This is a genomic window from Rhodococcus sp. NPDC057529, from assembly GCF_042802055.1.
Taxonomy (GTDB): Bacteria; Actinomycetota; Actinomycetes; order Mycobacteriales; family Mycobacteriaceae; genus Rhodococcus_F.
Genome location: NZ_JBHVEY010000031.1, coordinates 1 through 26265 on the forward strand (window position 1 = coordinate 1; position 26265 = coordinate 26265).

The window sequence follows — 26265 nt, forward strand, 5'->3', positions numbered from 1 at the left end:
GACCCCAAACCCTTCGTCTGGCGCAAGACCGCGGAGGAGATCCTCGACTCCCTCACCAAATATATGGCGAAGATTTCCGGACCGGCACACTAGTGCAATTGCCGTTGCAATCTTCGGTTGTTCGTCGCGAAGCGGCTCGTGTGTGTCTGCCGTGATGCCGGCATCACACTCACAGGCGATTGAATGCGGGCGGTCCAGGGTAGTCGGCTCAGTAGGCCGCACGGTCAAATCCATCCGTGGGAGTCGACGATGATGACCAGACTGCAGGTCGCGATCGCGGTGATCGTGGGATACTGGCTGGGCCGAGCCCGCCACACCAAGCTTGCCGCGGCGGGTGCCGGACGCCTGGTAGGCAGCCCGCAGGAGATGGTCGACCACGCTGCCACGCTGCTGGAGGCATCGCCCGAGTTCGCCGCCCTCGACGAATCGGTGCGCGGTCAACTCCTCGACGCAGTGAAGGTGGCGGCCGTGACCGCCGGTACCGCCCGGAGCGACGGCGACATCGGCCGTCTGCTCCCACACAACGGTGACGAGATCCTCCGGACCGGCGACGACCTGGTCGAAGACACCGCGGGCCTGGTCGAGCGCGCCGTGGACCGGGTCGAGGATGTCCCCGCCGATGACGCGGAGACCGACAGAGACGACGACACCGACGACGAGGAACCGGTCGACGACACACCTACCGCAAAGGAGGGGAGTGCTGCGGCACGTTCACCGTCCACTGCCGAGGTCCGGGCCTGGGCCCGCGAACACGGCTTCCCCGTCTCCGACCGCGGACGACTACGCGCCGAAGTGTGGGAGGCCTACACCGACGCCCACTCCGACCGTTAGGCCCGAGTCTCGGGAGCCAGTACGATATCGAAACTGGTTGTGGCCCAGCTGTGGTCATTCAGTTCGCGCCCGTCCGGGGTGATCAGCGAATCCTTGACTCCGAAGACGGAGTCTCCGATGTCGATCTGCGGATCGACGGCGACGAAGATGTGGGTGACCAGCGTCCGCCGGTGCGGTGCGGTGCGGTGCGGTGCGGTGCGGTGCGGTCCGGTGATCGTCGTGCAATCGACCTCCCGCCTCGATTGTCCACCTGGATGTCGTCACTGGCGTGGCTCGAGTCGCTTCGAATTCCCCGGGTCCGGGAGGATCTTCTCGCACCGAAGGGTCCCGACACGGGGTCGGTGACAGACATCGCCTACCGGTGGGGCTTCGTTCACCATTCCGGCTTCGCGGCCGCATACCGCCGGCGATACGGCGAAACCCCTTCCGATACAAGGTTTCGTGCGGTCAATCTTTGATACGCAGATCGGTGGACTGCAGGCATCACGCGATGACTGGGCGAATTGCGCTGCAATACAGGGCTGTACGGTCCGCGCTGAGGTGGCAGGGGTGCTGTCCAGGCTCGTGGTGCAGCCAGGCGCAGCCCCCGCCAACGATGGAAATCAGCTGGCAGGGGCGCTACACGGACAGCCTGCACGTCGTGACGAGCGGCGTATCAGTGATTTTCGTGAGACGCTGCGTGGAAGTCCATAGAGTGTGACCTACGCCATTGCATAATCTTCCGACTGCCTGAATTACCGACCGGTAGGTGTACTTCCGAAGTCCGTTATCCGGCAACCAAGGCGACAATGCAAAGATGTGACAGGAAACACACGCAATTCTGTGGAGAAGTCCGGCGCTCGGGTGCGAATTGTGGTGGTGCCCCTACTCGCGGCCCGACAGGGGTATGGGTGTAGGTATATCGGCCGTTGTGCCGGTGGCGAACTCGGGTGAATGTATGTGGAGCACCGTCACCGACGTGGCAGTCAGAACTCCCGCATGTGAAAGAAAGAGTCGTCATGGCACGGATCAGCAAGAAATCGGGGGCCGATCTAGTGGATGCGTTGCGTGTCAGTGTCGTTGGCACCGTCGTGTGCGCCGGACTGGTCATGGGCGTGATCGTCGTGGCGATGTGGAACTTCCCGGTGCCGGGCGTATAGGCCGGCGGGGACTCCTGTCCGTCGCGAGTTCCGGCGGTCCGAGGGTGCAACATCGGGCGGCCGTGTGGCGATATAGGTGACGGGGGATCGGTGTGCCCGTGGGTGCGGGTGGGCGGTGACAGATGTGCGGCACCTGTGGCGGGCGTCGTCTGGTGTGGAAGGAATGAGGAATGTTCGGGACGGGTTTGGGCGTGATGGTGGGCCTGCTGGTGGTTGCGCTGCTGGTGGTCCCCGTGTCGTTCGGCGTGGCGGCACGCGCGGACGTGAAGGCCCGCCGTCTGTCGGAGCCGCCTGCGTCCGATATGAATGAGGGGCGGTCGGTCGCGGTCGCGGAAGTGACGGACCGGTGCGATCAGTGGCGGCAACTCGCCACCCAGGCGTGGCTGATCTGCGGCGGCGCTTCGCTGGTCGCAGTGGTGGTCGTGGGTGTGCTGATCTGCGTCGGGTGAGGACGGTGGGCGCCCGTCCATTTGTGGATGCGGTGATCCCCCGAGTGAACCGAAGCGGCCCGGTCGGAGTGGATTTCCGCTCTGACCGGGCCTCGCCGTGACGTGTAGAAGGGCACCGCCTCGGTTTCCGACCACGCTCCTGCGGTCGGTGGATCGGCGCAACGGACCGCGCCAATCTCCCTCGGGCCGGTAGGGATTCGGCCGGCCGGGAGTGCATCGGCGTCGTGCACTGGATGCATACCGTCGCGAGGAAATGGTAGATCCGCGGTCGAGTCGCATCGCAGAGGTGTGATCTATGCCACACAAGTATTTGGTGTCGGTCGGTGAGCCTTTGGGGGCTGATGGTGTCCCGGTCTTGCACATACAACCAAATGGTTGTATGTTTTGGGTGTGTCAGAGACAGAGGAGGACCGGGCCGATGCCCTGTTCCACGCGCTTTCCGACCGAACGCGGCGCGACATCATGCGTCGCGTGCTGGCCGGAGAGCATTCCGTCTCGGCACTGGCGGCGAAGTACGACATGAGTTTTGCTGCCGTCCAGAAGCACGTCGCCGTTCTCCAGAAATCCGGCCTACTCGTCAAGCGACGCAGCGGCCGTGAACAACTCGCCACGGGCGATGTGGAAGCTGTGCGCGCGGTGTCGTCCATGCTCGCCGAGTTGGAACAGGTGTGGCGTGGACGGATCGCCCGCATCGACGAACTGATCGCAACGGAACCGCAATGGAAGGAATGAACGATGCCTGTCACCAATGTCAGCCAGGACACCGATGCATTGACCCTGACCATCACCGCCGAGTTCGCCGCACCGCGAGCGCGGATCTGGCAGATCTACGCCGATCCCCGCCAGCTCGAGAAGATCTGGGGCCCGCCGACGTACCCGGCGACGGTCGTCGACCACGAGTTCGCCCCCGGCGGTCGGGTCACGTACTACATGACCGGCCCCGAGGGTGACAAGCATGCGGGCTACTGGAACATCATTTCCGTCGACGAGCCGACCGGCTTCACCTTCACCGACGGATTCGCCGATGCGGATTTCACTCCGATCGAATCGATGCCGGTGTCCACCAACGAGTTCTCCTTCGAGGACAAAGGCGGCAGCACCGTTGCCACCTACGTCAGTACCTATGCCACCGCCGAAGGTCTCCAACAGGTGCTCGACATGGGCGTGGTCGAGGGGGCCTCGCAGGCGATCGGCCAGATCGACGATCTCATCAAGGGTTGAGCCTGCCGGTTCACTGTCGCCGCCTCGCCGTCCATGTGCGAGGCGGCGCCTCCAATCCGGTGCGCAATGCGGTCACACAGTGATGAGATCGTCATGGGGCAGCACCGACGGGAGGGTGTCCAATGGCCGAGATCAGTGTGAGCGCGAGCGAGGTACATCTCGCATTGTCCAGGTTCGAAAAATTCGCCGGATTGCGCGGCGACATCGCCGTCCCCATGCCGCTGATTCGAGGCGCCGAGGTGATCGCCGACCCGTTCGCGAACATCCGGGGTGTGCGGGCACCGGGTCTGGGAATTCCGCGGCGTCGGTGCATCGGGACCTGGCGCGGCAGGGGAGTGCGCACCTTCGTCGCGGTGCGGGCGGGTGTCCCGGCGATTCGCGTGCGCACCCTCGGACGGGGTTCGGGAGCGGAGTTCGACCAACTGATCGTGACCGTGCCCGATGCCGTTCGCGTCGCGGCGCAGATCCGCGACGTGCTCGATCCCGGGCGTGCCGGAGTATCCGAACGCGAGGTGAGGTTCCGGTCCGGCGACGGCACCGTACTGACCGGCACTGTGACGGTTCCGGCGGGTGCCGAGGGCGGGCCCGCGGCGGTGATCCTCACCGGGTCCGGCCGACTCGATCGCGACGGCGACCACGCAAAGCTCCCGATCGGTGTGAGCCGTGCCCTCGCGGACGCGTTGGCCCAGAAGGGTGTCGCCTCGCTGCGATACGACAAGCGGGGGGTCGCGCACTCGGGCGGCAACTACCTGTCGGCCGGCCTGTCGGACAACATCGCGGACGCCGCTGCCGCCGTCGACTGGTTGCGCACGACAGGGGGATTCGGACGTAATTCGATCGCGGTCGTCGGGCACAGCGAGGGCGCCTGCCTCGCAGTGGCGCTGGGAGCGGATCGGGGGGTCGACCCCGCGGCAGTGGTGCTTCTCGCGTGTCCGGCGGTGACGGGGCGGCAGGTGCTGCACTGGCAGTCGGGCAAGGCCGTCGACGGCCTGCCCGCTCCGGTGCGGGCGGTCCTGCGGGCACTGCGCATCGACTTGAAGGAAAGGCAACACGCGGAGCTCGAGACGCTGTCCCGGACCACCACCGACACCGCGCGGATGGGTGGTCGCCGGGTGAATGCGCGCTGGTTCCGAGAGTTTCTCGACTTCGACCCGACACCGCTGTTGCGGGAGAACCCCGCGCCGGTCCTCGCGATCACGGGAGCCAAGGACGTGCAGGTGGACCCGGCTGATCTCACGGTGATCGCCGAACTCGTGCCCGGCCATGTCGACACCGTCCGGTTTCCGGACCTGACGCATCTGATCCGACGTGACACGGACCCGCCGTCGCTGCGCGCCTACCGGCGACTCGTGCGCGACGCCGTGGATCCGGAGGTGCTGTCGCTGGTGGCCGACTGGACCGCCGGCCACCTGCGGCGTGCTTGAAGCGGCAGGATCCGCCGTGCGCTATCGGGCCGACAGGTTGTCGATGATCTGTGCGACGTGCTGGGCGCTCATCGGGCTCTCGTCGAGAGTGTCCGCGCCGGGCCGCAGTCCCGCGATCATGATCGCCATGGCCCGGCGCCACCCTGTGTCGGTGACGCCGCGGGTGGTCGCGACGACGCCGCGCACGGACCAGAAGATGAGATCCAGGTCGGCGTCGGCGGCATCCTCGCGGATGCGCCCGTGTTGCTTGGCTCGCGCCAGGAGTTCGAACAGGATCCGTCGGTACTCGTCCCGCAAAATCGTGGTCTCGTCGTCGTTCCACATACGGGACAAACATCCTCGGTTCGACGCCAGGATGGCACCGGTACCGTACAGAACCTGCTCGAGGCCTTCGCCGTCCGGCGCGGACAGGGCTTCGTCGGCAAGGGCCAGGAAGTCGTCGTATACCTGGCGGACGAGCTCACTGACCAATGCATCCTTGGTGGGGAACCGGCGGTAGAGGGTGCCGATCCCGACGCCGGCGACCCGGGCGATCTCGTCGACCCCCACATCCAGGCCGCGCTCGCTGAACACGGTCGCTGCCGCGTCGAGTAGCCGTTGCCGATTCTCCGCGGCGTCGCGGCGCAGCGCCCTTCCGCTTCCCCGATCCCTCACGTCGGACTTCATTCGGATTCGTCGCCCACCAGAGTGCCGCCCGCGACCATCGCGAGTTCCGGGTGCCGCAGTGCGGCCGACTCCTCGAGACGCGTGGTATTGTCCCGCTTCAGCGCCGGGATGAACATGGCCGCAACGGCGCCGAGGCCCACTGCTGTGCCCAGCACGACGAATCCATGGGTGTATCCGGATTCCTGCGGGACTCCCGAGGAGGACGCCCCTGCGGTGACGATGCTGGCCATGAGTGCAGCGCCCACAGAGCCGCCGATCGTGCGGATGTTCGCGTTCATTCCGCTGGCGACACCGGTCTGTTCGGGCGGTACCGCCGCGACCACGACATTCGACATCGCCGAGAAGGCCAGCCCGAAACCGATCCCGATCAACGACGTGGCGAGGTAGATGTCGATCTCGGTGTCATGCGCGAACGCCACCACGAAGTAACCGATCGCACCCACGATCGACCCTGCGATGAGCAGCACTTTCGAACCCAGTCGAGCCGCCAGGCGGCCCGAGGCGAGTCCGAGCAGGAACATTCCCACGCTCAGGGGCAGCAGCATCAGACCCGACTCGGTGACCGAAGCGCCGAAGCCGTATCCGGCGGACGTGGGCGTCTGCAGGAATTGCGGCAGGAAGCCGAATGCGGCATACATGCCGACTCCCATCAGCAGGGCCAGCAGGTTAGCCGCCCAGACGCTGCGGATGCGCATCATCCGCATGTCGATCAGCGGGTTGGCGGAGCGCGCTTCGGCGACCACCCAGGTCACGACGATGACCGCGGCCGCCACCAGAAGCCCGATGGTGATCGGTGAGCCCCAACCCCATGCGGGCGCCTGACTCACACCGAGCAGTAGTGCGACGAGCCACCCGGAGAGCAGCAGCGCAGTGAGCCAGTTGATCTTGCCGGCGGTGTGCACGGGGGAGTCGGGGATCAGGAGCTGCGCGGCCACCCCCGCCGCGGCGACCATGATCAGTGGAATCCAGAACAGCCAGTGGTAACTGAGTACGGTCACGATGGGGCCGGCGAGGACGATGCCGAGACCTGCACCGACAGCGGTGAGTGCGGCGATGGTGCCAACGGCTCCTGTCACCTTCTCCTCGGGGAACTCGTCGCGGATGATGCCGAACGCCAACGGCAGCACACCCCCGCCGATGCCTTGGATCACCCGAGCCGCGATCATCACCGGCAGGGACGTGGCGACGGCGGCGAGCAGGGACCCCACCGCCAGTGCGGTGAGTGCAATGACGAACACGCGCTTCTTCCCGTGCATGTCGCCGAGGCGTCCCATGACAGGGGTGGAGATCGATGCCGACAACAGGTAGGCAGTCAGCACCCACGTGACGTCGGCCTGGTTCGTGCCGAGCGCCGACTCGAGGGTCGGCAGCACCGGAATCACCAGTGACTGCAGAAGAGCAAAGGCGCCGACACCGATAGTGAGAACGGAAAATGTCAATTGATAGTGCGTCCGCGGCGAAGCGGTTTTCATGAATACTCCCAACGAAGCGGAGCGTTCGCTCCGCATAGTGGGAATCTATCATTCGACGCGGTGCAGGTTGTCGATCCCGGTCGGCCGGGACCGTTGTGTTCGACGAGGTGGATTCAAGGTCGGCCAGACTGTCCCGGCTGTCGTCGCCCACCTCTCCGCGATAGTGGGTTCACATCCAGGGCATGTCGGGATCGAGCGAATGGGAGATCACGCCGTCGTCGGGCTCGAGGGGATAGTTCGCCGGGTGGAACTGGGCGCTCGAGGATCGGAAGAGATCGGTGCCGCCCGGCTGGGTCAGTGTGGTGCCGGGCTCGACCAGAGTGACCTGCGGGGGCCGGTCCTCGTCCGGGGCATCGCAGGCGACCATGGGCCAGGCGTCGGCGCATCCGATGCGGTCTCGCACCTGGACGGTGTACGGGGAAACCGCGTGTGGAGCGACCCCCTCGGCGGGTGCGGCACCAGTGATGGCACCCTGCGCCATCAACACTCCCAGTCCTACGGCGACGCCCGCTGCGGCTGCGACGGCGGTGCGGGTCTTGATCGAGGTCATTGTGTTGCTCCTGCCTGTTGGGTGACGTTCGCGTCGTGCGAACGAGACCAACTCTGCTCCGGGAGCGGGCCGGTGGTAACACCCACAGGGTGGTCATCCCGCCACCCTGTACGACGTCGAAATCAACCCCAGCCTGCAACCACGCCAAGTCTGCGTCGAGCTACTCCGCGTCGGCGCGGTGTGCGGTGCCGAAGCGGCGTTGGTAGACGGTCGGTGACATCGACAGCTCTCGCACGAAGACTCGTCGGAGACTTTCGTAACTGGGGAACCCGGCGAGTGATGCTGCCTGTGTTGCGTTGTGTCCCTGGTCGAGGAGGGCCTTTGCCAGGTCGAAGCGGATCAGTTCGACGTAGCGGGCCGGGGTGGTCGACAGTTCGGTTCGGAACAGGCGTGTGAGGTGCCGGGCACTGACGTTGAGGTGTGTGGCGAGTTCGGTGAGGGAGTGGTTCCCGGCGGGGTCTGCTGTCACCAGGTCCACGATGCGGCGCAGGGCCGGTGTTCGTGGTGGTGGGCCCTGGAGTGGGGCGGAGAATTGTGATTGTCCGCCGGCGCGCTGCAGGTAGACCACCAGGTGTCGGGCTACGTCGCGGGTCAGCTCGGGGCCGTGGTCTTCTTCGACCAGTGCCAGTGCCAGGTCGATGCCGGCGCTGACACCGGCGGAGGTGTAGGTGGTGCCGTCGCGAACATAGATCGAATCGGGTTCGACGTGCGTCGTGGGGTGCCGGGCGGCGAGTTGGTGTGCGACTTTCCAGTGTGTTGTGGCGCGTTTGCCGTCCAGCAGTCCGGCCGCGGCGAGGACGAACGCCCCGGTGCAGATGGACCCGACCCGGGCGGCTCGCGTGGCGAGAGTGTTCGTGGCGTCGATCAGGTCGCGGGCGATGGCGGTTCGGGGGTAGAAGTCGCCGCCGGCGACGAGGAAGGTGTCGGGGGAGTGCTCCGATTCCGCGTCGCCGTCGACGGAGAGGTGGATGCCGATCGACGAGCCCACGTCGGCGCCGGTCGGTGACAGCAGCACGATCCGGTAGTCGGCGCCGCAGCGATTCGCCTCGGCGAACACCTCGGCGGGGCCGGCGACGTCGAGCAGTTTCACGCCGTCGTAGACGAGGATCGCGACCCGATGCGGGTGGGGGCTGCTGTCCACGCTTATCGCCTGTCCGGATTCGGGTGCTTCATGGCCGGAACGGGGCGGCGCTGGTCCGGGATGTTCGGCATCGTGAGGGGACGGGCACACCGTCCGTTCTACAACATCGACATCTGGAAGGGCAGGGCCCCATGTCCGAGATCATCGCAGGAGTGGACATTCCCGAGACGCCGGCAGCGGCGGAGGCGACACGCCTCATCCGGGAGACGACGAACCCGCTGATCTTCCATCATTCGCGGCGGGTGTTCCTCTTCAGCACGCTGCGGGCGCGTGAGCTCGGCCTGCGGCCGGACCCCGAGCTGCTGTACCTGTCTGCACTGTTCCATGACACGGGTCTGCTGCGCCCGTTCTCGGATGTCGAGCAGCGGTTCGAGCTCGACGGCGCCGATCACGCTCGCCGGTTCCTGCTCGAGCGGGGATTCTCCGGTGCTGCTGCCGAGGTGGTCTGGACGGCGATCGCGTTGCACACCACGCCCGGGATTCCGGGCCGGATGGGAGACGAGGTTGCTGCCACCAACTTCGGTGTCCTCACCGATGTGGTCGGATCGGGTCTGGACCAGCTGGATCCGGGGCAGGTGGAGGAGATCACCGCCGTTCATCCGCGCGGCGATTTCAAGATCGACTTTCTGCGTGCCTTCGTCGACGGGCTCAGTTACCGGCCGGACACGACCTACGGCACCGTCAATGCCGACGTGCTCGAACATTTCGTTCCGGGTTTCCGTCGCGTGAGCATGGTGGAGCGGATCATGGAATCGGCCTGGTCTGCGTGACCGGGACGCACTGCAAAGCAGCGTGCGATGACGACGCTTGGACGAAGGGGACATCATGACCGGCGTGAATCTCAGCAAGCAGCACCCATCTGTGTACAAGAGCCTGATGAAGCTGGACGCGGACGTGAAGGCTGCACTGGAATCGGCGGGAGTGGACCCGCTCCTGGTGGAGTTGGTGAAGATTCGCGTCTCGCAACTCAACGGCTGTGCCTTCTGCCTTCGCATGCACACGCGCGATGCCCTCGCAAAGGGGGAGACGACGGATCGGCTCGCGGTCGTCGCGGCGTGGTGGGAGGCGCAGTACTTCAGCGACCAGGAACGCGCCGCGCTCGCTCTCGCCGAACAGGTCACCGCTCTCGCCGTTCCGGAACGGCGCACCTGGGACGACGGCTCCCTCACAGACGAGCAGGTGTCCGCGATCAGCTGGCTCGCGACGGTGATGAATGCCTGGAACCGGGTCGCGGTCAGCAGCCACTACCCGGTTGCGCCGTAGAGCCGCGCATTACGTCCGCCGACGGGCGATGTCTCTCGGCGAGTAGCACGTTGGTGGCGGAAGTGCTCGGCATGCGCACAGTGGGTCTCGACAGGGGCAGTGCACGCGACGCGCCCCCGCCACCGCTTTTCGAGGGCAGTGAGCGGGGGCCGACATGCCGCTGGATCGGTTGCATCGAACTTGCAGCAGCACACCCTGAATGCTACTCGGATGCATCGGCCGAACAATCACGAATTCTGTTCTTTCCGAACACGTCTCAGTTCGATTGTGGTTCGCGTCACCGCGCGAGGACAGGCCGGCACGACTGGGTCGCGCCGGCCTGCACATCGTCGTTCCGTGCCGGAGTGAACTAGTTGAGCTTCTGCGGCACACCGTAAGTCATGACCGTGTCGCCGTCCGCGGTGACTGCCATGGCGTAGGGGCGGATCGTGACCGCACCGAGGGCGCCGGAGATCGAACCGTGGACGCCCTGCATCCTCACCGAGGCCGCCGGTCCGTCGAACTCCTGACCCTCCAGGATCGGGACGGTGGTGATTCCGCCCGGCTCGAGGTCGATATCGAGTTCCTGCGACGGAATGATGTCGCCGGCGAGTGTGGCGCTGGTGCCCGCGTTGAGCCCCAGAGTGAGGTCCGGGACGAGACCCAGGTCGATGCCGTTGCTCGAGCCGATCGCAAACCCGAGACCGGGTGTGTTCAGGACGATCGTCGCGCCCGCCAACGCGATCGGGTAACCGATCTGGTAGCCGACGGTGAGTTGTGTGCCCTTGAATTCCGCCGCATCCGGCCCGGTGATGTTGACCCCGGCATAGCCGTTGTGGAAGAACTCCACGCTGGTGGGTACTCCGTCGAGCGGCGGCACGACCTGGTACGAGGTGTCGCCCTGCAGAACTTCGATCCGGTTACCGGCGGCGTCGATGACAGAGCTGGAATTGTCCACGCCGGCCGACGCCGTGCCGTTGCCCATGACCATGGCGAGCGCTGCGATTCCCGCGACCGCGACACTGCGAGTGAACCTCTTGTACCCAACGCGAGATGTGCTGATGTCCGTCATGCCGACCCCATTCAGAGTGCTTCAAACAGAGGTGAAGAAGTATGCGAAGCGTAACGACGGGGGCGCACAGAATCTCGGTATTGATCAGAAGTTCACGACGAAGTCCCGTGCGATTGCGGCGTCCGGTCAGTAGGTTGACCTGATGCGTTATCGAGTGACGCTGCCACCGTTCACGGAGTGGTCCGAACCGCTGACGGTCGTCGTGGACGTGCCTGGCCGTCGCGGCGACCGCGACCTCGCATGTGTTGCTGGGGACGGTGGTGACGCCGCTGGCGCGTCGGCGGCCGCAGGTTCTGGGCGAACCCGGCGCCGTTCGAGCGGGCGGCACGCGATCGGGCGGGAGGACGACTTCGCGTACGTGGCGAGCGGCTCGACGTCCGGCCCCAACGATGTTGCTGCGGTGTCGGAATGGGTCGAAGTGGGTGCGTCGTGGTGGCTGGAGAATATGTACCCGTTCGGTCGGCGCGCCGGGCAGATGCGGGACCGACTGCGGGCCGGACCACCTCGCGTTTCGGGTCGGTAGAGATCTCGGCGACGGTCACCCCGACGTTCGAAGTCACCGAGGACGGCGGGAAGTGTCTTGTTCGGTGTCGAGTATTTCCCGGCTGGCGGCCCAGGACGCGAGGAGCTTGAGGGCGTCGGCGGTGGGTGTGCCGGCGGCGGCGGTGTAGATGTTGAGTTGGAGGCCCGGTTCCGAGGGCAGTTCGAGTGCTTCGAAGTCGAGGTCGAGTTGACCGACGGCAGGGTGGCGCAGTCGTTTTCGCCCGCTGCGGTGGAACCGCACGTCTTGTGATGCCCAGCGTTGGCGGAACAGTTCGCTCTGAGTCGACAGTTCCCCGATCAGTGCGATGAGCGCTTTGTCGTGGGGGTTGCGGCCGGCTTCGAGTCGGAGCATGGCGGCGGCGTCCTTGGCGATCGTGTCGTAGTCGACGAAGAACTCTTCAGCTTCCCGCGGATGGAGGTAGACGAATCGGGTGGTATTGGCCGGACGGCGAGGGTCGGCGAGCACGGGGGAGTACAGGGCCCGGGCGAGGTCGTTCATGGCGAGGACGTCGTGGCGGCCGTTGCGGATCCACGCCGGCGCGTCGGTGGTGGCGTCGAGTATCTGCTGGATCGCCGGACGAACCGTCATCGGCGGGGTGCGGGGGCGACGAGTACTGCTTGCTCGCGATTGGCGTGCGAGGGCGAAGAGGTGATCGCGTTCGGCGTCGTCGAGTTGCAGGGCGCCGGCGAGGGAATCCAGAACGCTGTCGGAAGCGCCGGAAAGGTTGCCGCGTTCCATGCGGACGTAGTAGTCGACCGAGACGCCGGCGAGCATGGCGACCTCTTCGCGGCGCAGGCCTTTGACTCGGCGGCTGCCCCCGTAGACGGGGAGTCCGCTCTGCTCAGGGGTGATGCGTGCGCGCCGCGTGCCGAGGAACTCGCGGATTTCGGTGCGCAGGTCGATCGAACTCATGAGTCCACGGTAGGTAGTAACCGCACGGTGTGGGAGGTACTGGCAGTACCCGGAACATCCGTGACTCCCCGGGCGGCCGGAATGGAGGTCGACTGGGTGACATGAAAGCGACGTACATGTTCGGAGCGGGCGATGTCCGCGTCATCGATGTTCCTGATCACACCATCCAATCGTCCACCGACGCTCTCGTACGGATCGTGCGGGCCTGCGTGTGTGGCAGTGACCTGCATCCCTACCACTCCATGGGCGTCGACCCTGCGGGCACGTCGATGGGGCACGAGTTCATCGGCGTCGTCGAAGCGGTCGGATCGGACGTGAGGACGCTGCGGGTCGGTGACTTCGTCATCGCGCCGTTCGCGGTGTCGTGTGGCACCTGTGTGTTCTGTTCACAGGGTCTGCAGACCTCGTGCATGCGCGGCGGGTTCTGGAACGACGCCGCGCTGGGTACGGCAGGCGGTCAGGCCGAAGCAGTCCGCGTGCCGCTGGCCGACGGCACGCTGGCCAAGGCGCCGGTCGGCGAGGATGCCGACGATGGACTGCTCAACTCCCTGTTGACGCTGTCTGACGTGTACGGCACCGGCTGGCACGCCGCGGTCCGCGGAGGCGTCCGCGAGGGCAGTGTCGTGACCGTGATCGGTGACGGGGCGGTGGGATTGTTGGCCGTGCTGTCGGCTCGTCAACTCGGCGCCGAGCAGATCGTGCTGATGGGTCGGCATCGGGTGCGGACCGATCTCGGTCGCGAATTCGGTGCAACCGATGTGGTCGCCGAGCGCGGCGAGGAGGGGATCGCGAAGGTTCGTGCGCTGACCGGCGGACTCGGCAGCGCGATCGTCCTCGAGGCGGTCGGTCACCGGCCCGCCTACGACCAGGCCGTGGGCGTCGTCCGCGCGGGCGGAGTGATCAGCCGGGTGGGGGTGCCTCAGTACCAGGACGCGCCGGTCGGGTTCGGGAGCCTGTTCGGACCGAATGTCACTCTTGCCGGTGGTCCGGCACCGGTACGCGCGTACATCGAGCAGCTACTTCCGGCAGTCCTCGACGGCACCGTGCAGCCGGGAAAGGTGTTCGACCGGACCGTCGGCCTGGATCAGACACCGCAGGGTTACGCGGCGATGGATGCCCGGGAAGCGCTCAAGGTCGCGGTTCGGCCGTGACCACCGAGGTTTCCGGTCGGGCTTCGGCCAAACAGACCGCGGTTCTGGGAATCATTCTGGTCAGCTATTTCATGGTGCTACTGGACAATTCGGTGATCTTCACCGGGTTGCCGAGCATCCGATCCGGACTCGACCTGTCGCCGATCGCGCTGTCGTGGGTGCAGGACGCCTATACGTTGGTCTTCGGCGGCCTGCTCCTGTTGGCCGCCCGTGCGGGGGACATCGTCGGGCGGCGCCGACTGTTCAGGATCGGGCTCGCGATCTTCGGTACCGCTTCCCTGCTCGTCGGGCTCGCGCCGGAGGGCTGGTGGATGATCGCCTCCCGCGCGGTGCAGGGAATCGGTGCGGCGATCGTCGCACCGACGTCCTTGGCGTTGGTAACGACGTACTTCGACGGCGAGGCCCGCACTCGAGCGATCGCCTGGTACGCCGCAACGGCCGGTATCGGCGCCAGTCTCGGTCTCCTCGTCGGGGGTGCGCTCACCGAGTGGATCTCCTGGCGAGCGGCGTTCCTGGTCAACGTCCCGATCGCGGTCGCATTGATCGGGTGGTCCGGCACGGTGCTCGTGGAAACACCACGGCAAACCAGACAGTTCGACGTGATCGGTGCGCTCGCTGCCACACTCGGCATGGGTGCCGTCATCTTCGGGATCATCGAATCCGCCGACGCTGGATGGGGATCGGCACGGGTCCAGGCTGCTCTGGTAATCGGGGCCATCCTGCTGGTCGCGCTGGTCGTCCACGAGGGCCGGGTGCCGCAGCCGATCCTGCCGCTGCGGTTGTTCCGCAGTCGTGAGCGCACGGGCGCTTACACCGCTCGGCTGCTCTACCTCGGAGCGATGATCGGTTTCTTCTACTTCACCACCCAACTGCTCCAGGACGGGTTCGGCTTCTCCGCACTACAAGCCGGCCTCGCCTTCCTGCCGATGACCCTCGTCAACTTCGCCGTCGCACTCGCGGTGCCCCGGCTGAGCGCCCGACTGTCGAACGGGACTCTCCTTGCTAGCGGGACGGCGCTCACCCTGGCCGGCATGGCATGGCTGAGCCGCATCGACGCCCTCGATACATACGTCGTGGACGTTGCGCTGCCGATGGTCCTGGTGGGCGCCGGGCAAGGCCTGGCGTTCGGGCCGCTGACGAAATCAGGAATCGCCGATGTGGATTCGGCGGACGCCGGCGCGGCATCCGGCCTGGTCAACACCGCCCACCAACTCGGAATGGCACTCGGGCTGGGCGTCCTCGTCGCCATCTCGGCCAATGTAGGCGGCACCCTCGACGGGCCGGCAGCGGTGACCGACCACGTCGGCGCCGCCCTCACCGGCAGCAGCGTTCTGCTCTTGCTTGCGCTGGCCGTCGTGCTCACCGTGATCGTGCCCGCCGCACGAGACCGCAGTGCGGCTTCGGGCACCTCGTCCGACCGGCGCTCCCAGCACCCGATAACCGACCCCAAGGTTGAAGCATGACCATGCCACAGTGACATTGAACAATGAAATCGCAATGCCTCTCGACACCGGTGTGCGCGGCGGCCCGGAACGCGACCACATCACCCGCGAGGCATTCGGTCTCGACATTTCCGAAGCTCGAGGACTCCCACCAGATACATCAAACTCATTTGATGTATCTGGTGGTAGCCTGGTGTTGTGGTGTTGGTGCGTCAACCAGTCCCGTCGTTCGTGCAGCTGGCTGCTCATCCGTTGCGGTGGCAGCTGTTGGCGGCGCTGTCCGGCGGCGACTACCGGGTTCGGGAGATGGTGACTTTGCTGGGTGAGTCGCAGAATCTGATCTCTTACCATCTGCGCCTGCTGCGCGACGGCGGGCTGGTGAGGGCTACCCGCAGCAGCTTCGACGGCCGCGACAGCTACTACCACTTGGATCTGGACTGCTGTGCCGAAATGCTGACCGGCGCGGGCGCCGCGCTGCACCCGGCGCTCGGGTTGATTCCCACCGCCCCGCAGTTCGATTCGCAGGCACCTGCGTCGGTGCTGTTCGTGTGCACCGGTAACAGTGCCCGTTCCGTGATCGCGGAAGCTCTGCTGCTGCAGCGCACCGACGGCCGAGTCGAAGCACGCAGTGCCGGCACCCGCCCTAGGCCGATAATGCACCCGAATGCGATGCGGGTGCTGCGAGAACAGTTCGGGATCGACATCTCCGGTCAGGATCCCCGCCACGTCGACGCACTCGAAGGCCAGCGGTTCGACACCGTAATCACCTTGTGCGACAAGGCCCGTGAAGTCTGTCCGGAGTTCGGTGAGGGCACGCACTGGATCCACTGGAGCATCCCTGACCCGTCGGAAGCAGGCGGCACCGACGAGGACACGTACCCGGCCTTCCAGGCGACCGCCGCCGACATCGACACCCGCATCCGGTACCTGATGCCGAACCTCACCACCGAAAAGTGAAAAGGAGCTTGCGATGATGACCCCACGCGACGACTACGTCAGCGTCCGCTACCTGGTCGACGATGTGTCCGCAGCCATCGACTTCTACACCAGCCACCTCGGCTTCACTCTGCACACAAATCCTGCCCCGGCCTTCGCCGACGTGATACGCGGCTCGCTGAGGCTCTTGCTGTCGGGCCCGGCCAGTTCGGGGGCTCGCGCAACCCCGGTCGACAACGCCGGTGCGGGCCGAAACCGTATTCACCTCATCGTCGGCGACCTCGACGCCGAAGCGGCCCGCCTGCGTGATGCCGGCGTCGCGTTCCGCAGCGATGTGGTCGCCGGTCCGGGTGGGCGTCAGATCCTGATCGCCGACCCGGCCGGCAATCTGATCGAACTCTTCCAGCCCGCAATCTGAGGAGCCGGGGACATCGGCTGCCCGGCACCGCTCGCCGATCGACCACGAGACGCGCTACTGTGAACACCGTCCCACCGTCGTCTCGACAACGGGGAGTGGTGAGAGAAGATGTGGATCAGGTGTTTCCGACCCTCCCCGAGCGCATCCGGAATGTTGCTGTGCTTTCCGCACGGTGGTGGCACCGCGAGTGCCTATCGACAGTTGGCCGACGCGCTTTTCCCGCGGATCGAGTTGCTGGCGGTGCAGTATCCGGGTCGCCAGGATCGCCTCGGCGAGGCGATGATGCCCGACATCGGCGCGATTGCCGAGCGGGTTGTGCGCGAGTCGACTCCGCATGCGGGCAGGCCCCTCGCGGTCTTCGGTCACAGCATGGGTGCCACGGTCGCGTTCGAGGCGGCGCGGCGGTTCGAGCAACGAGGTCACGCGCTCGCCGCCTTGTTCGTCTCCGGCCGAACGGCACCGAGTGTCGTCCAGCCGACAACGCTGCACTTGGCAAGCGATCGGGCCTTGCTCGACGACATGCGCCGGCTCGGCGGTCCGGAGTCGAATGTGGTGCAGGTTCTGGTCGAGAACCCAGACCTGGCAGAGATGGTCCTACCGAGCGTGCGTAACGATTACAAGGCCGTCGAGACGTATCGGTACAAGGCCGGACAGGACGTGTCATGCCCGATCGTTGCTCTTCGCGGCGATTCCGACCCGTCGGTGACGGACACCGACATCCGGCTCTGGAGCGAATTCACGTCCGGATCCTTCGAGACCTGTGAATTCTCCGGCGGCCACTTCTATCTCGATGAGCACGCGGACGAGGTCGCTTCACTGGTCGGCTCGCGGTTCGACGGCACCGGACGAAACATGCCGCGGACTGATCAGGAATAAAGAAGCGCCGGTCCCCGGGCTGCCCCTAGCGTGGACACCGAGCGGTTACCGATGTGACCGCCGGACCCTGAGGAGACAAGTATGAGTGCCACGATCCGCAGCCTGGTGATTCCGGTGTCCGATCTGGATGCCGCGAAGGCCGTCTACACCGCGCTGCTCGGCGAACCGCACACCGACCAGCCCTACTACGTCGGATACAACGTCGACGGCTTCGAGGTCGCCCTCAACCCGGGCGAAGAGGGCGGGGGACCGGTGGCCTTCGCCGATGTCGAGGATCTCGATGCGGCCCGTGCGACCCTGCTCGCAGCGGGTGCGACCGAGCGCAGCGCTCCGCGCCAGGTCGCGCCGGAGGCGCGGGTGTGCGTGCTTGCCGACGCAGACGGCAACCCGATCGGTCTGCGCGGCAAGTAGCAGTCGGTGTGGCCGGGACCCACGCCATGTTCGGCGGGTCCCGGCCCGTGTCGGCCTGATCACGTGCGACGCGGGAAGTGGCCGGTGGATGCGACAGTCGTTCAACCGGCTTCGACGCGGGCCGTGAATCCAGGCAATTACCTTGCGGTGCCCAGCAGTTCGTCGGAGATGATCCGCATCTGGATCTCGCTGGTGCCCTCGAAGATCTTCGTCAACCGGGCATCCCGCCAGTGCCGCTCCACCTGGAAATCGGTGGTGTACCCGGCGCCGCCGTGGATCTGCACCGCCTCACTGGTCACCCGCTCCGCCATCTCCGTCGCCACCAACTTGCACATCGACGCCTCCAGCGAACACCGCCGACCGGTATCGATATCGGTGGCCACCGCATACATCAACTGCCGCGCCGCCTCGATATCGGCGGCCATCGCCGCAACCTTGAACCGCAGATGCTGAAAATCCGCCAACTCGCGCCCGAACTGCCGGCGCGTGTGCAGATACGCGATCGAATCCTCCAACGCGCCCCGCGCCAACCCGATCGCCCGCGCCGCGGTATGCGCCCGCCCCACCTCCAACCCGGACACCGCCAGGTAGAAACCCTTGCCCTCCTCCCCGAGCATCGCGGTCGCCGGGACTCGGAAATTGTCGAACGACAACTCCCAGGTACTCCACCCGAAGTACCCGATCTTGCGGATCTTCGTCCCGCTGATCCCCGCCGGGAACCCACCGCGCTGCTTGTCGATCAGGAACGCGCTGATCCCCCGGTGCGGCTTCGCCGGATCCTTGTTCGGATCGGTGCGCGCGAACAACACCAGATAATCAGCCTCGTCGGCGTACGTGCACCACATCTTCGTGCCACTGACCACCCACTCGTCGCCGTCGCGGGTCGCGCGGCAGGAAATGTTCGCCACATCCGATCCGGCCTCGGCCTCCGACAACGCGTACGCCCCCAGATACTCACCCCGCGCGACCTTCGGCAGCAGCGCCGCCTCCTGCTCCGCGGTGAAGCCGCCGCCCATCCCGTTGCCGCGGGCCAGCAGCCCGGACACGCTCATCCACGCCCGCGACAACTCCTCCGCGACCAGGCAGTACTCGAACACCCCCAACCCGAGACCACCGTGCTCCTCCGGGATCATGATCCCGAAGAACCCGACCTCGGCCATCGCCTTCTTCAACGTGTCCGGGATGGTGCCCTGCACCGGATCCAACTCGTTCGCGACCGGCAGCACCTGCGTCATCGCGAACTCGCGTGCCAGGTCCCGGATCGCCAGACGGTCCTCGGTGAGATACCGCGGTGAATCTGTCCGCGGCTGCGACGGCCGATGCGTCATGAAGGCTCCTTCGGTTTTGCGCAAGGCTACATCTATTTGTGCGGCCAAATCTAGACCCCGTCGGCAATGCTGTCATTCTCTCTACTGCAAGCAACATCGCACATCTGAGAAGGCCACGATTGACAGGAGCGCCACTCGTGAGGGAATGTGGCCGTACAAAACGTCGGTGGAGTCGGCCCGGCAGGAGGTGCCACGGGGACTGGGGAATCCGGCTCCACCTCCCGGCAGTCCCTCGGCTGACCTGCCACCATGATCGAGCGGATCGGACTAGGGGTGGGGGAGTGTTTTCGCGTCCCTGGCGCCGAGTAGTGCTGTCATCACCGCGATCTCGTTGCTCTGATCGCGGATCATTCCGCGTGCGACGCGGCGGATCGGTTCCGAGGCGACCACATGGATAGCTGCCTCCGCCATGTCGACGCCTCCCTGGTGGTGCCGGATCATGAGCTGCAGGAACAGTGCCTCGGCGTCTGCTCCGCGCAGGCCGGCGAGCCGGGTGATCTCGCTGGTGCTCGCCACTCCCGGCATCGGTGCGCCGCCCTGTTCGCCCATGACGTGATCGGAACCGTGCATCCACTGCATCGGACGCGCTGTGCTGAAGGGTTCGTCGAAAAGGTTGAGCCAGCCCCGCATCGTCGCGATCTCGGAAGTCTGCGCGACGACGATCTGGTCAGCGATGACCCGGATCTGCGGGTCGACGTCCCGTGGCAGTGTCTGGGCTATCAGCACCGCCTGCTCGTGGTGTACCGACATGTCCTGTGCGAAACCGATGTCGGCCGGGGACAGCTGAACCCCGACGGCGCCGGTGTCGCGCGCGAACTGCAGCCACATTCCGGCCGCGATCCCGCCGGCACCGAGCAGCACGGCGCACAGCAACAGAACGATGGGACGACGGAACTGCACGCGCCGCGTATCACTGCCCATAGGTCGGAGCCTGATTCGCCGGTGCTTGATAGACGGAGTCGTCCAACTGCAGCGCCATGAAACCGTTGTCGCTGCACGAGGTCCAGATCTGGTTGCCGTGGAACTCCGGTGGCGAGAAGCACCAATCCGCGGACAGGTCGCCGAACGCCACCATTCCTGCGCGTGGGCCGAACGCGATCCGCGGATCGGTCTTGCCCTCGAAGACGGCGCGGGCGAGCGGAACGAAATCGAAGAGGGACACACCGATCAGCGACGACAGGGCGTGTGGTGAATTGGTCAACTGGAGATTCTTGCCGGTCTGTGCCGGCGGGTTGTAATAGGCGATCTCCCGGATGCCGTCCAGGTCGCGGATGTCGAACACACGGATCCCGGACGATTCCCAGGAACACGCGAGTGCGGTCGGGTCCGTGGGGCGGTCGACCACGCAGTAGTGCGGATCGTAGGAGAAGACCGAGCCGCCTTGCGAGGACCGAAGGTTCGCGGCAGTGCTGGCGGGAAGCTGGATCTCGAGCTTGATCTTCTGCACGATGTCGGCGTGTGCCGGGTCGGCGACGTCGAAGACCTTGATCCCGCCGCCGCCGGTTTCGTCGACGGTGAAGATGTAGGGCTTGCCCTCGTACGTGACCGGAATGCTGTGCTGGTTGAAGAACCCGTCGGTCCACAGATACGTGGCGAGTTGCGGGACGGTGGGATACGGGTCGCCGCGTTGCACCGCGCTGATGTCGAGGACGGTGATCCCACCGAGGTTGGACAGGTACATCCGGTTCCCGTCGGGGGTGATGCCGAAACCGTGCCCGCCGAGTCCGTGAAGCCCCTGCCAGGTGATCCGTGGCTCGACCGGATTTCTGAGGTCGATGGCGGTGAGGAAACCCGGGGCGGGTCCGGACACCCAGTAGGTGTTGCCATCGGGGGAGAAGCCGCCTTCGTGTGAGATGAACGGCAGCGGCATGGTGACGTCGGTTCCGGGACCGCGGTTCAGCAACCGGGGGTGGGCGCAGTCGGAAATATCGTAGACGGAGAAGTAGCCGGTGCCTGCGGCGGCCGGGACCGCGGTGGCGGCGAGCAACTTGCGTGCCTTGTTGACCTTCAAACTCTCCCAGGTGCCGCCCAGCATCGCGGGTTCGTTCAGGGTCGTGGACACCACCGGCTGCGCGGGGTTCGACACGTCGAGCACCTGCACGCCCGGCGTGTCGGGATCGAGCAGGTTCCCCGGGAAGAACGTGCTGGTGTAGGAGCAGTGGTCGTAAGTCACCGACAGCAGGCCACCACCGCGATCCTGCAGGCCCCCGATCAGCGACATGTTGCATCGATAACCCTGGGTGCTTCGTCCGCTGTTGCGGTCTTCTGCCGGAACGTCGCCCTGCATACCCGTCTCCGGCAACGAACCGGGGCCGCAGTCGGCCCGCGGGACGGCCGTCGATCCGACGTCGTCGAAGAAGTACGTCTCGGCCGACGCGACTGCGGGTGCGGGGCTCGTCGCGACCCCGAGGACGACCGACACCGCAAGGGCTGAGGTAGCCACACCTCGCCGCATTCTGGCGATCCGCATCACGAACTCCCCCCGGACTGTGGGCTCGACTACGCGAACGCTAGCAATCAGTACTCGAGTTCACACACAAATCGGCCAACTCCGCGAAACCCGCACGCCGGCGGGCGTCGGCCCCGCGGGAGGGGGCGGAGTGGGACGCATCCCTACACTGTGTCCCGTGCGAATCGCGACCTTCAACATCAACGGGATCCGCGCGGCGCAGCGGCGCGGATTCGAGGAGTGGCTGGGCCGGCGTGAACCCGACGTCGTCGCACTGCAAGAGGTCCGCGCTCGCGCCGCCGCCATCCCGCCGGGGGTGTTCGGCCGGTATCACGTCGCATACGACGAGGGCGAGTTCGCCGGCCGCAACGGTGTCGCGATCCTCACTCGACGCGCGCCCGCCGCGGTTCGGACGTGGAGCGGCACCGCGCTGGTGCAGGCACCGGGTGAAACGCACATCGAGCGAGTCGAACTGGATCCGCAGCCGTTGGCCCGGGGTCTGGGGGAGTTCGCGAACCACGGTCGGTACATCGAGGTCGACCTCGCCGGGGCGCCGATCACCGTCGTCTCGATGTACCTGCCGAAGGGCGGACTGCCCGCCCATCTCCAGAAGCCCGGACGGATGCGGGAGGCGCCCGACGGGGGTGTCCGCTACCACCGCAAGATGCGCTTTCTCTCCGCGTTCGCGCGCCAGCTGACCCGCGCGCGCCGCACGGCTCGCGGACGGGGGAGGGAACTGCTGTTGATGGGTGACCTCAACATTGCGCACACCCGTTACGACGTGCGGAACTGGCGGCGCAGCAATCAGGCGGAGGGCTATCTGCCGGAGGAGCGTGAGTGGTTCGACTCCATCCTGTCGCCGCGCACCCTCGTCGACGTCGTCCGGAGCCACCATCCGGACGTGGACGGTCCGTATTCGTGGTGGTCGTGGCTGGGCGAGTCGTTCGTGAACGACGTCGGCTGGCGCATCGACTACCACCTCGCGACGCCGCAACTGGCGCGGGCGGCGGTCACGGCCGGCACCGACCGGGACTCGGCCGCGGATCGCCGGATGAGCGATCACGCGCCGGTCGTCGTCGATTACGACTTCTGACCTGCGTCGGTCAGCTCGTTCGCCGTGAGGACGGAGGTTCAGGCGGTCAGCTTCACGGACAGGAAGGCCAAGGCGAACCCGAATTCCCGGATCTCGCCGGGCTGGTCCGGCCGGCATGCCCAGGTGATCAGCTCTCGATCGGCCACCAGGTCGGCCGCGCGACGCCGCGACACCTCGGGGTCGGGCGGTGTGGCCCGAAGCGCATCACTCAGCCGGCTCAGGGGTTCGACGAGCGGGATGAGCTCGGAAGGCGGGCGGTTCTCCGGTGTGAAAACACGCTGAGCGCTCTTGATCACCGTCATCGCCGCGAGCCACGAACCTTCCCAGGTACCGGCCTGGTCATTCGGTGGGTGCATGGCGCCAGCGTAGACATCGGGCGACAACTCTCGCGGGACTTCATCGGCATCGGCGATGGGCGCTCACAGGCTTCTACGGCTGTGCGACGACGGTGTTCCCGTTGCCGTCGGTGCAGTTGATCATGTAGCCGATCTCCGCCGATTCCGGGTCTCCCGCGAGGCGGCATTCCCACCCGTCGAAGCTGTACACCGGTTCACTCTTGTCGCGCCCGGTGAAGTACTTCGTGAGCATCGCGTGCGCCTCGTCGCAGCGGAGTGTGCCTTTCACGATGACCACGGTCGCAGGCTTTCCGGTCTCCGGGTAGGTAACGGGGCCACACTGATTCGACCCGCGAGCCTGCTGGGGGAGAGGCGCGGCGGTGGGCGCGATCGGCGGTGGGCTCGCGCTGGGAACGCTCACCGGCAGCGGTGTGAACTCGAGCGTGTACCCGCTCGTGGCGACGGTGAAGCCCTTTCCCGTCGCATCCTCCCGGCACGAGACTCCCGAGAACTGCACATTGCAACTGAATCCGTCGATCGCGAGCGTCGTGTCGTAGGGGAGCACGTTGGCGTTGCCGGGAAAGAGTGCCTCGTTCCAGTTCTGGAAGTTCGGCTCCTTCCCCGCCTCGACCGCGATGAGGTCGGCTTCGGCGGGAGGGGCGCCGTCCGGCGACGCGATCTGCGGGGTTCCCGGGACGCCCAGAGGCCCCGCGGTGGGATGCGAAGCGCACCCGGCGAGCTTCTTCGCGGGAATGATCGCGCACAACCATTTTCCCGACGGCGTGACGAAGCCGTATGCGTCGCCCGCCGGGTCGGTCGATGCGTACTGCTTCGCATCGACGCCGTTGACCGCCGGCTCGGCTGTCGGTGTCTCGCCGGCGGCGCTCGGTGCGACGGACTCGGTGCCGTCGGTCGACGACGCATCCTGGGCGCAGGCCGCGAGAAGAAGAGACGAGGCACCGGCGATCGAGGCCAAGGCCACCGCGGACCGCCGCCGAATCCTGGTCATGCGTGACACCCCTTTCCGTTCGGTCTCCGGGACCGATCGCCTGAGATGTTCCCACGAATGCGGGAGTGTCGTGTCGCATCGACGGATCGGCCCCGAACACCGCTGGTGGGGCGAGCGGACGTGGTCCGCCGATCCCGCGGATCCCCATCCTGCGATGCTAGAATGCTGGGGCATTGTCGCAGGTCCAGTAGTTGACGTGCCCGGATCTTCCTGTCGGAGTCGCCCGGCCGAGGAGGCCGTTCCATGGCTGAGTCATCGGTAGTGCCCGCGGATCTCGGCGGCAGCCCGGATCTCGAACGCATCGTCCTCGAGCACGCGTATCGCGGCGCGTACCTGCAACTCGCGCTTCGTGGTGTGCTGGTGCTCTTCATTGCGTTGACGCTGGTGTTCGTCCCTCCCGTGAACGACGCGAATGTCTGCCTGGCGACCCTGACCGGCTACGCGTTCTGGACCGTCGGGCTCGCGCTGTGGACCCGTCGAGGCGGTCCCGGCCCGGTCAACGCGATGTGGCTCGCGCTGTTCGTGGACCTCGCGGTCATCGGTAGCCTCACGTTACTGACCGGAATTGCGGCACAACAGAGTTGGACCGCAGACATCTTGACCAACGGACTGTTCGTGATCCCGTTACTGGCGTGCACTCAGCTTCGCCCGGGGGTCTGCGCCTCCGTGGTCGTGCCCACCGTCCTGGTGTTTCTCGCCGCCAGCTGGGCCACGATGGCGTCCAACGAGGAACCGTGGTCGTCCATCCTGCTCAGCACGATGGCACTCGCAATCCTCTCGGCGGGTGCAGTCGTGCTCAGCAGAATTCAACGATCCAGGGTGCTCACCATCGGTCACCTCGTCCACGACCGCACCGCTCTGCTCGCGGAGTTGATGGGTCTCGAGCAGCGCGAACGACGCGCGTTGTCCGAGCAACTCCACGACGGGGCGCTGCAATTCGTCCTGGCCGCGAAGATGGATCTCGACGACCTCTCCGGCGGCGCCGATCCGGAGGCCGTCGACCGCATCACCCACGCACTCACCGAATCCGCGTCGCTGCTGAGGGCCACCGTCTCGGAACTCCATCCCACGGTGCTCGACCGCGTCGGACTTGCCCGCGCTCTCGGCGACATCGTCCGGTCCGCCCAGGCGCGTGGCGGTTTCGACGTGGATCTCCAGACGGCGGAATGGGACGACGACTTGCGCACGTCGGCCGACGACGTGCTGTTCAGCGCGGCACGTGAATTGCTCAGCAACGTGGTCAAGCACGCGGGAGCCCGCACCGTGCGGGTCGAGCTGTCGCGGACCGGTGAGCATGCGGTCCTCGACGTCACCGATGACGGGTGCGGCATCTCCCGTGAGGCGATCGACCGCAGTCTCGGCCGAGGGCACATCGGACTGACGTCGCACGAACTCCGCGTCGTCGCGGCCGGGGGCAGCTTCTCCGTCCGCCCGGGACCACGTTCGGGGACGGCTGCCCGTATCGAGATGCCCTTCGAGGTGGTGACCGCATCCGATTCCCTCACGATCTCGGCGCACTAGTCCGTCAGTCGACGCCGAGCATCACCTCGGTGGACTTCACGAGCACCGTCGCAGCCACGCCGGTCTGCAGACCGAGGTTCCGACGCTAGCCGCAACCACTACGAATGGGTGAGTTTGGACCTTGCGTCAGTCGGAGGTGACGGTCGACGGGCTCGGTTCCAGGAGTGCAGTCAGACAGGTCGGCCCCAGGCCGATCTCCGGCCACCCCGCCGAGATCATGATGTCGTGCGGGCGCGTGCACGTGCCGAGCCAGTAGTTCGGCTCCGTGCGGTAGGCGGGCACTCCACCCCATTTCCGGGGTGAGCCGGACCGTGGCAGATAGGGGTCGGCAACGCCCACGACAGACCCCAACTGCAGCAGCACCGAGAGGTACGACCACTGGGTGTCGGGATCCGCCGGATCGGACAGCACCCGTGTCTCGTGGTGTGCCCGTTCGGCGGTCCGCCCCGTGGCGGTCAACGCGAGACGGACGTGGATTCCCGACGAGAACGCGACAATGCCGAGGAGGTCGAGGGTGAGGTGAGTTCCGGACGCGAGAATGGTGGGACCGTGCACTGCGGTCCCACTGGCTGTCGGCGGCGCGAATGCCGGCCAACGCGCTCTGCGCATGCCCACGATGGTGCCCCTACATCG

The 26265-nt window shown here is 66.3% G+C and carries 29 protein-coding genes and 1 pseudogene; 17 read left to right on the forward strand and 13 right to left on the reverse strand.

All coding sequences use genetic code 11. From position 1 onward, the window contains the following. The first annotated feature begins 249 nt into the window (after window positions 1-249). Window positions 250-831, forward strand: coding sequence for a histone-like nucleoid-structuring protein Lsr2 (locus ACFU5V_RS38015; protein WP_378705983.1), 582 nt, complete (start codon window positions 250-252; stop codon window positions 829-831). Here ACFU5V_RS38015 and ACFU5V_RS38020 read toward each other — a convergent pair. Further along, window positions 828-1013, reverse strand: a pseudogene (locus ACFU5V_RS38020) (hydroxyquinol 1,2-dioxygenase); the annotation flags it as partial. The gene ACFU5V_RS38015 and the pseudogene ACFU5V_RS38020 overlap by 4 nt on opposite strands. A 72-nt stretch (window positions 1014-1085) precedes the next feature. Between ACFU5V_RS38020 and ACFU5V_RS38025 the strand changes: the two are divergent. The 6 genes from ACFU5V_RS38025 (at window position 1086) to ACFU5V_RS38050 (ending at window position 5064) form a co-directional block, all read left to right on the forward strand. Then, a complete protein-coding gene (locus tag ACFU5V_RS38025; RefSeq protein WP_378705985.1) occupies window positions 1086-1289 on the forward strand; it encodes a helix-turn-helix domain-containing protein in 204 nt (67 codons plus the stop codon). 540 nt (window positions 1290-1829) lie between these two features. Continuing rightward, entirely contained in the window at window positions 1830-1970 is a 141-nt protein-coding gene (locus ACFU5V_RS38030) for a hypothetical protein (RefSeq protein ID WP_378705987.1), read from the forward strand. Window positions 1971-2140: 170 nt separating this feature from the next. Next, on the forward strand, window positions 2141-2419 hold the full coding sequence (locus ACFU5V_RS38035) for a hypothetical protein (RefSeq protein ID WP_378705989.1): 279 nt from the start codon (window positions 2141-2143) through the stop codon (window positions 2417-2419). A gap of 390 nt (window positions 2420-2809) precedes the next feature. After that, a complete protein-coding gene (locus ACFU5V_RS38040; protein ID WP_378706107.1) occupies window positions 2810-3151 on the forward strand; it encodes an ArsR/SmtB family transcription factor in 342 nt (113 codons plus the stop codon). 3 nt (window positions 3152-3154) lie between these two features. Beyond that, on the forward strand, window positions 3155-3640 hold the full coding sequence (locus tag ACFU5V_RS38045; RefSeq protein WP_378439928.1) for an SRPBCC domain-containing protein: 486 nt from the start codon (window positions 3155-3157) through the stop codon (window positions 3638-3640). A 164-nt stretch (window positions 3641-3804) separates the two neighbouring features. Beyond that, window positions 3805-5064, forward strand: coding sequence for an alpha/beta hydrolase family protein (locus ACFU5V_RS38050; protein ID WP_378705991.1), 1260 nt, complete (start codon window positions 3805-3807; stop codon window positions 5062-5064). Window positions 5065-5085: 21 nt separating this feature from the next. On the opposite strand, the gene ACFU5V_RS38055 is transcribed toward ACFU5V_RS38050, so the two are convergent. The 4 genes from ACFU5V_RS38055 to ACFU5V_RS38070 form a co-directional block, all read right to left on the reverse strand. Further along, window positions 5086-5730, reverse strand: a complete 645-nt coding sequence (locus tag ACFU5V_RS38055; protein WP_378705993.1) for a TetR/AcrR family transcriptional regulator — start codon at window positions 5728-5730, stop codon at window positions 5086-5088. Beyond that, window positions 5727-7202 (reverse strand): MFS transporter, encoded by a 1476-nt coding sequence (locus tag ACFU5V_RS38060; RefSeq protein WP_378705995.1) that lies wholly within the window; start codon window positions 7200-7202, stop codon window positions 5727-5729. The genes ACFU5V_RS38055 and ACFU5V_RS38060 overlap by 4 nt, the downstream gene beginning before the upstream one ends. A gap of 169 nt (window positions 7203-7371) precedes the next feature. Then, the gene (locus tag ACFU5V_RS38065) at window positions 7372-7752 is read right to left on the reverse strand and encodes a hypothetical protein (RefSeq protein ID WP_378705997.1); all 381 of its coding nucleotides are present in this window, start codon (window positions 7750-7752) and stop codon (window positions 7372-7374) included. Window positions 7753-7912: 160 nt separating this feature from the next. Continuing rightward, complete coding sequence (locus tag ACFU5V_RS38070) at window positions 7913-8899, reverse strand: GlxA family transcriptional regulator (RefSeq protein ID WP_378706109.1); 987 nt, start codon at window positions 8897-8899, stop codon at window positions 7913-7915. A 125-nt stretch (window positions 8900-9024) separates the two neighbouring features. On the opposite strand from ACFU5V_RS38070, the gene ACFU5V_RS38075 reads away from it, so the two are divergent. Next, a complete protein-coding gene (locus ACFU5V_RS38075) occupies window positions 9025-9663 on the forward strand; it encodes an HD domain-containing protein (protein ID WP_378705999.1) in 639 nt (212 codons plus the stop codon). A gap of 55 nt (window positions 9664-9718) precedes the next feature. Continuing rightward, window positions 9719-10156, forward strand: coding sequence for a carboxymuconolactone decarboxylase family protein (locus tag ACFU5V_RS38080; protein WP_378438951.1), 438 nt, complete (start codon window positions 9719-9721; stop codon window positions 10154-10156). A 349-nt stretch (window positions 10157-10505) separates the two neighbouring features. Here ACFU5V_RS38080 and ACFU5V_RS38085 read toward each other — a convergent pair whose 3' ends face one another. Together ACFU5V_RS38085 and ACFU5V_RS38090 are read right to left on the reverse strand one after the other, a co-directional pair. Further along, a complete protein-coding gene (locus ACFU5V_RS38085; RefSeq protein ID WP_378706001.1) occupies window positions 10506-11207 on the reverse strand; it encodes an MspA family porin in 702 nt (233 codons plus the stop codon). A 556-nt stretch (window positions 11208-11763) separates the two neighbouring features. Further along, window positions 11764-12663 carry a helix-turn-helix transcriptional regulator gene (locus ACFU5V_RS38090; RefSeq protein ID WP_378706003.1) on the reverse strand — a complete coding sequence of 300 codons (900 nt, stop codon included), beginning with the start codon at window positions 12661-12663 and terminating at the stop codon, window positions 11764-11766. Between the two features lie 101 nt (window positions 12664-12764). Between ACFU5V_RS38090 and ACFU5V_RS38095 the strand changes: the two genes are divergently transcribed. From ACFU5V_RS38095 to ACFU5V_RS38120, 6 genes are all read left to right on the forward strand, one after another. Next, entirely contained in the window at window positions 12765-13814 is a 1050-nt protein-coding gene (locus ACFU5V_RS38095) for an alcohol dehydrogenase catalytic domain-containing protein (protein ID WP_378706005.1), read from the forward strand. After that, window positions 13811-15277 (forward strand): MFS transporter, encoded by a 1467-nt coding sequence (locus ACFU5V_RS38100; protein ID WP_378706007.1) that lies wholly within the window; start codon window positions 13811-13813, stop codon window positions 15275-15277. Before ACFU5V_RS38095 ends, ACFU5V_RS38100 begins: the two co-directional genes overlap by 4 nt. Window positions 15278-15454: 177 nt before the next feature. Continuing rightward, complete coding sequence (locus ACFU5V_RS38105) at window positions 15455-16213, forward strand: ArsR family transcriptional regulator (RefSeq protein WP_378706009.1); 759 nt, start codon at window positions 15455-15457, stop codon at window positions 16211-16213. Window positions 16214-16229: 16 nt separating this feature from the next. Beyond that, window positions 16230-16610 (forward strand): VOC family protein, encoded by a 381-nt coding sequence (locus tag ACFU5V_RS38110; RefSeq protein WP_378706111.1) that lies wholly within the window; start codon window positions 16230-16232, stop codon window positions 16608-16610. Window positions 16611-16760: 150 nt separating this feature from the next. Beyond that, on the forward strand, window positions 16761-17486 hold the full coding sequence (locus ACFU5V_RS38115; RefSeq protein ID WP_378706011.1) for a thioesterase II family protein: 726 nt from the start codon (window positions 16761-16763) through the stop codon (window positions 17484-17486). Window positions 17487-17567: 81 nt separating this feature from the next. Next, entirely contained in the window at window positions 17568-17897 is a 330-nt protein-coding gene (locus ACFU5V_RS38120; RefSeq protein ID WP_124393719.1) for a VOC family protein, read from the forward strand. Window positions 17898-18034: 137 nt separating this feature from the next. On the opposite strand, the gene ACFU5V_RS38125 is transcribed toward ACFU5V_RS38120, so the two are convergent. From ACFU5V_RS38125 to ACFU5V_RS38135, 3 genes are all read right to left on the reverse strand, one after another. After that, complete coding sequence (locus ACFU5V_RS38125; protein ID WP_378706013.1) at window positions 18035-19225, reverse strand: acyl-CoA dehydrogenase family protein; 1191 nt, start codon at window positions 19223-19225, stop codon at window positions 18035-18037. Between the two features lie 267 nt (window positions 19226-19492). Next, the gene (locus ACFU5V_RS38130) at window positions 19493-20146 is read right to left on the reverse strand and encodes a DUF305 domain-containing protein (protein WP_378441691.1); all 654 of its coding nucleotides are present in this window, start codon (window positions 20144-20146) and stop codon (window positions 19493-19495) included. Beyond that, complete coding sequence (locus ACFU5V_RS38135; RefSeq protein ID WP_378706015.1) at window positions 20136-21695, reverse strand: LVIVD repeat-containing protein; 1560 nt, start codon at window positions 21693-21695, stop codon at window positions 20136-20138. Before ACFU5V_RS38135 ends, ACFU5V_RS38130 begins: the two co-directional genes overlap by 11 nt. A gap of 157 nt (window positions 21696-21852) precedes the next feature. Between ACFU5V_RS38135 and ACFU5V_RS38140 the strand changes: the two genes are divergently transcribed. Beyond that, window positions 21853-22767, forward strand: coding sequence for an exodeoxyribonuclease III (locus ACFU5V_RS38140; RefSeq protein WP_378441687.1), 915 nt, complete (start codon window positions 21853-21855; stop codon window positions 22765-22767). 38 nt (window positions 22768-22805) lie between these two features. On the opposite strand, the gene ACFU5V_RS38145 is transcribed toward ACFU5V_RS38140, so the two are convergent. Both ACFU5V_RS38145 and ACFU5V_RS38150 read right to left on the reverse strand, forming a co-directional pair. After that, window positions 22806-23123 carry a hypothetical protein gene (locus ACFU5V_RS38145; protein WP_378706018.1) on the reverse strand — a complete coding sequence of 106 codons (318 nt, stop codon included), beginning with the start codon at window positions 23121-23123 and terminating at the stop codon, window positions 22806-22808. Between the two features lie 73 nt (window positions 23124-23196). Continuing rightward, on the reverse strand, window positions 23197-24111 hold the full coding sequence (locus tag ACFU5V_RS38150) for a hypothetical protein (RefSeq protein WP_378706021.1): 915 nt from the start codon (window positions 24109-24111) through the stop codon (window positions 23197-23199). Between the two features lie 243 nt (window positions 24112-24354). Here ACFU5V_RS38150 and ACFU5V_RS38155 point away from each other — a divergent pair, with 243 nt between their 5' ends. Further along, window positions 24355-25632, forward strand: a complete 1278-nt coding sequence (locus ACFU5V_RS38155) for a sensor histidine kinase (protein WP_378706023.1) — start codon at window positions 24355-24357, stop codon at window positions 25630-25632. A 126-nt stretch (window positions 25633-25758) separates the two neighbouring features. On the opposite strand, the gene ACFU5V_RS38160 is transcribed toward ACFU5V_RS38155, so the two are convergent. Further along, window positions 25759-26241: a hypothetical protein gene (locus ACFU5V_RS38160; RefSeq protein ID WP_192581970.1), complete on the reverse strand. Its 483-nt coding sequence runs from the start codon at window positions 26239-26241 to the stop codon at window positions 25759-25761. Window positions 26242-26265 lie beyond the last annotated feature (24 nt).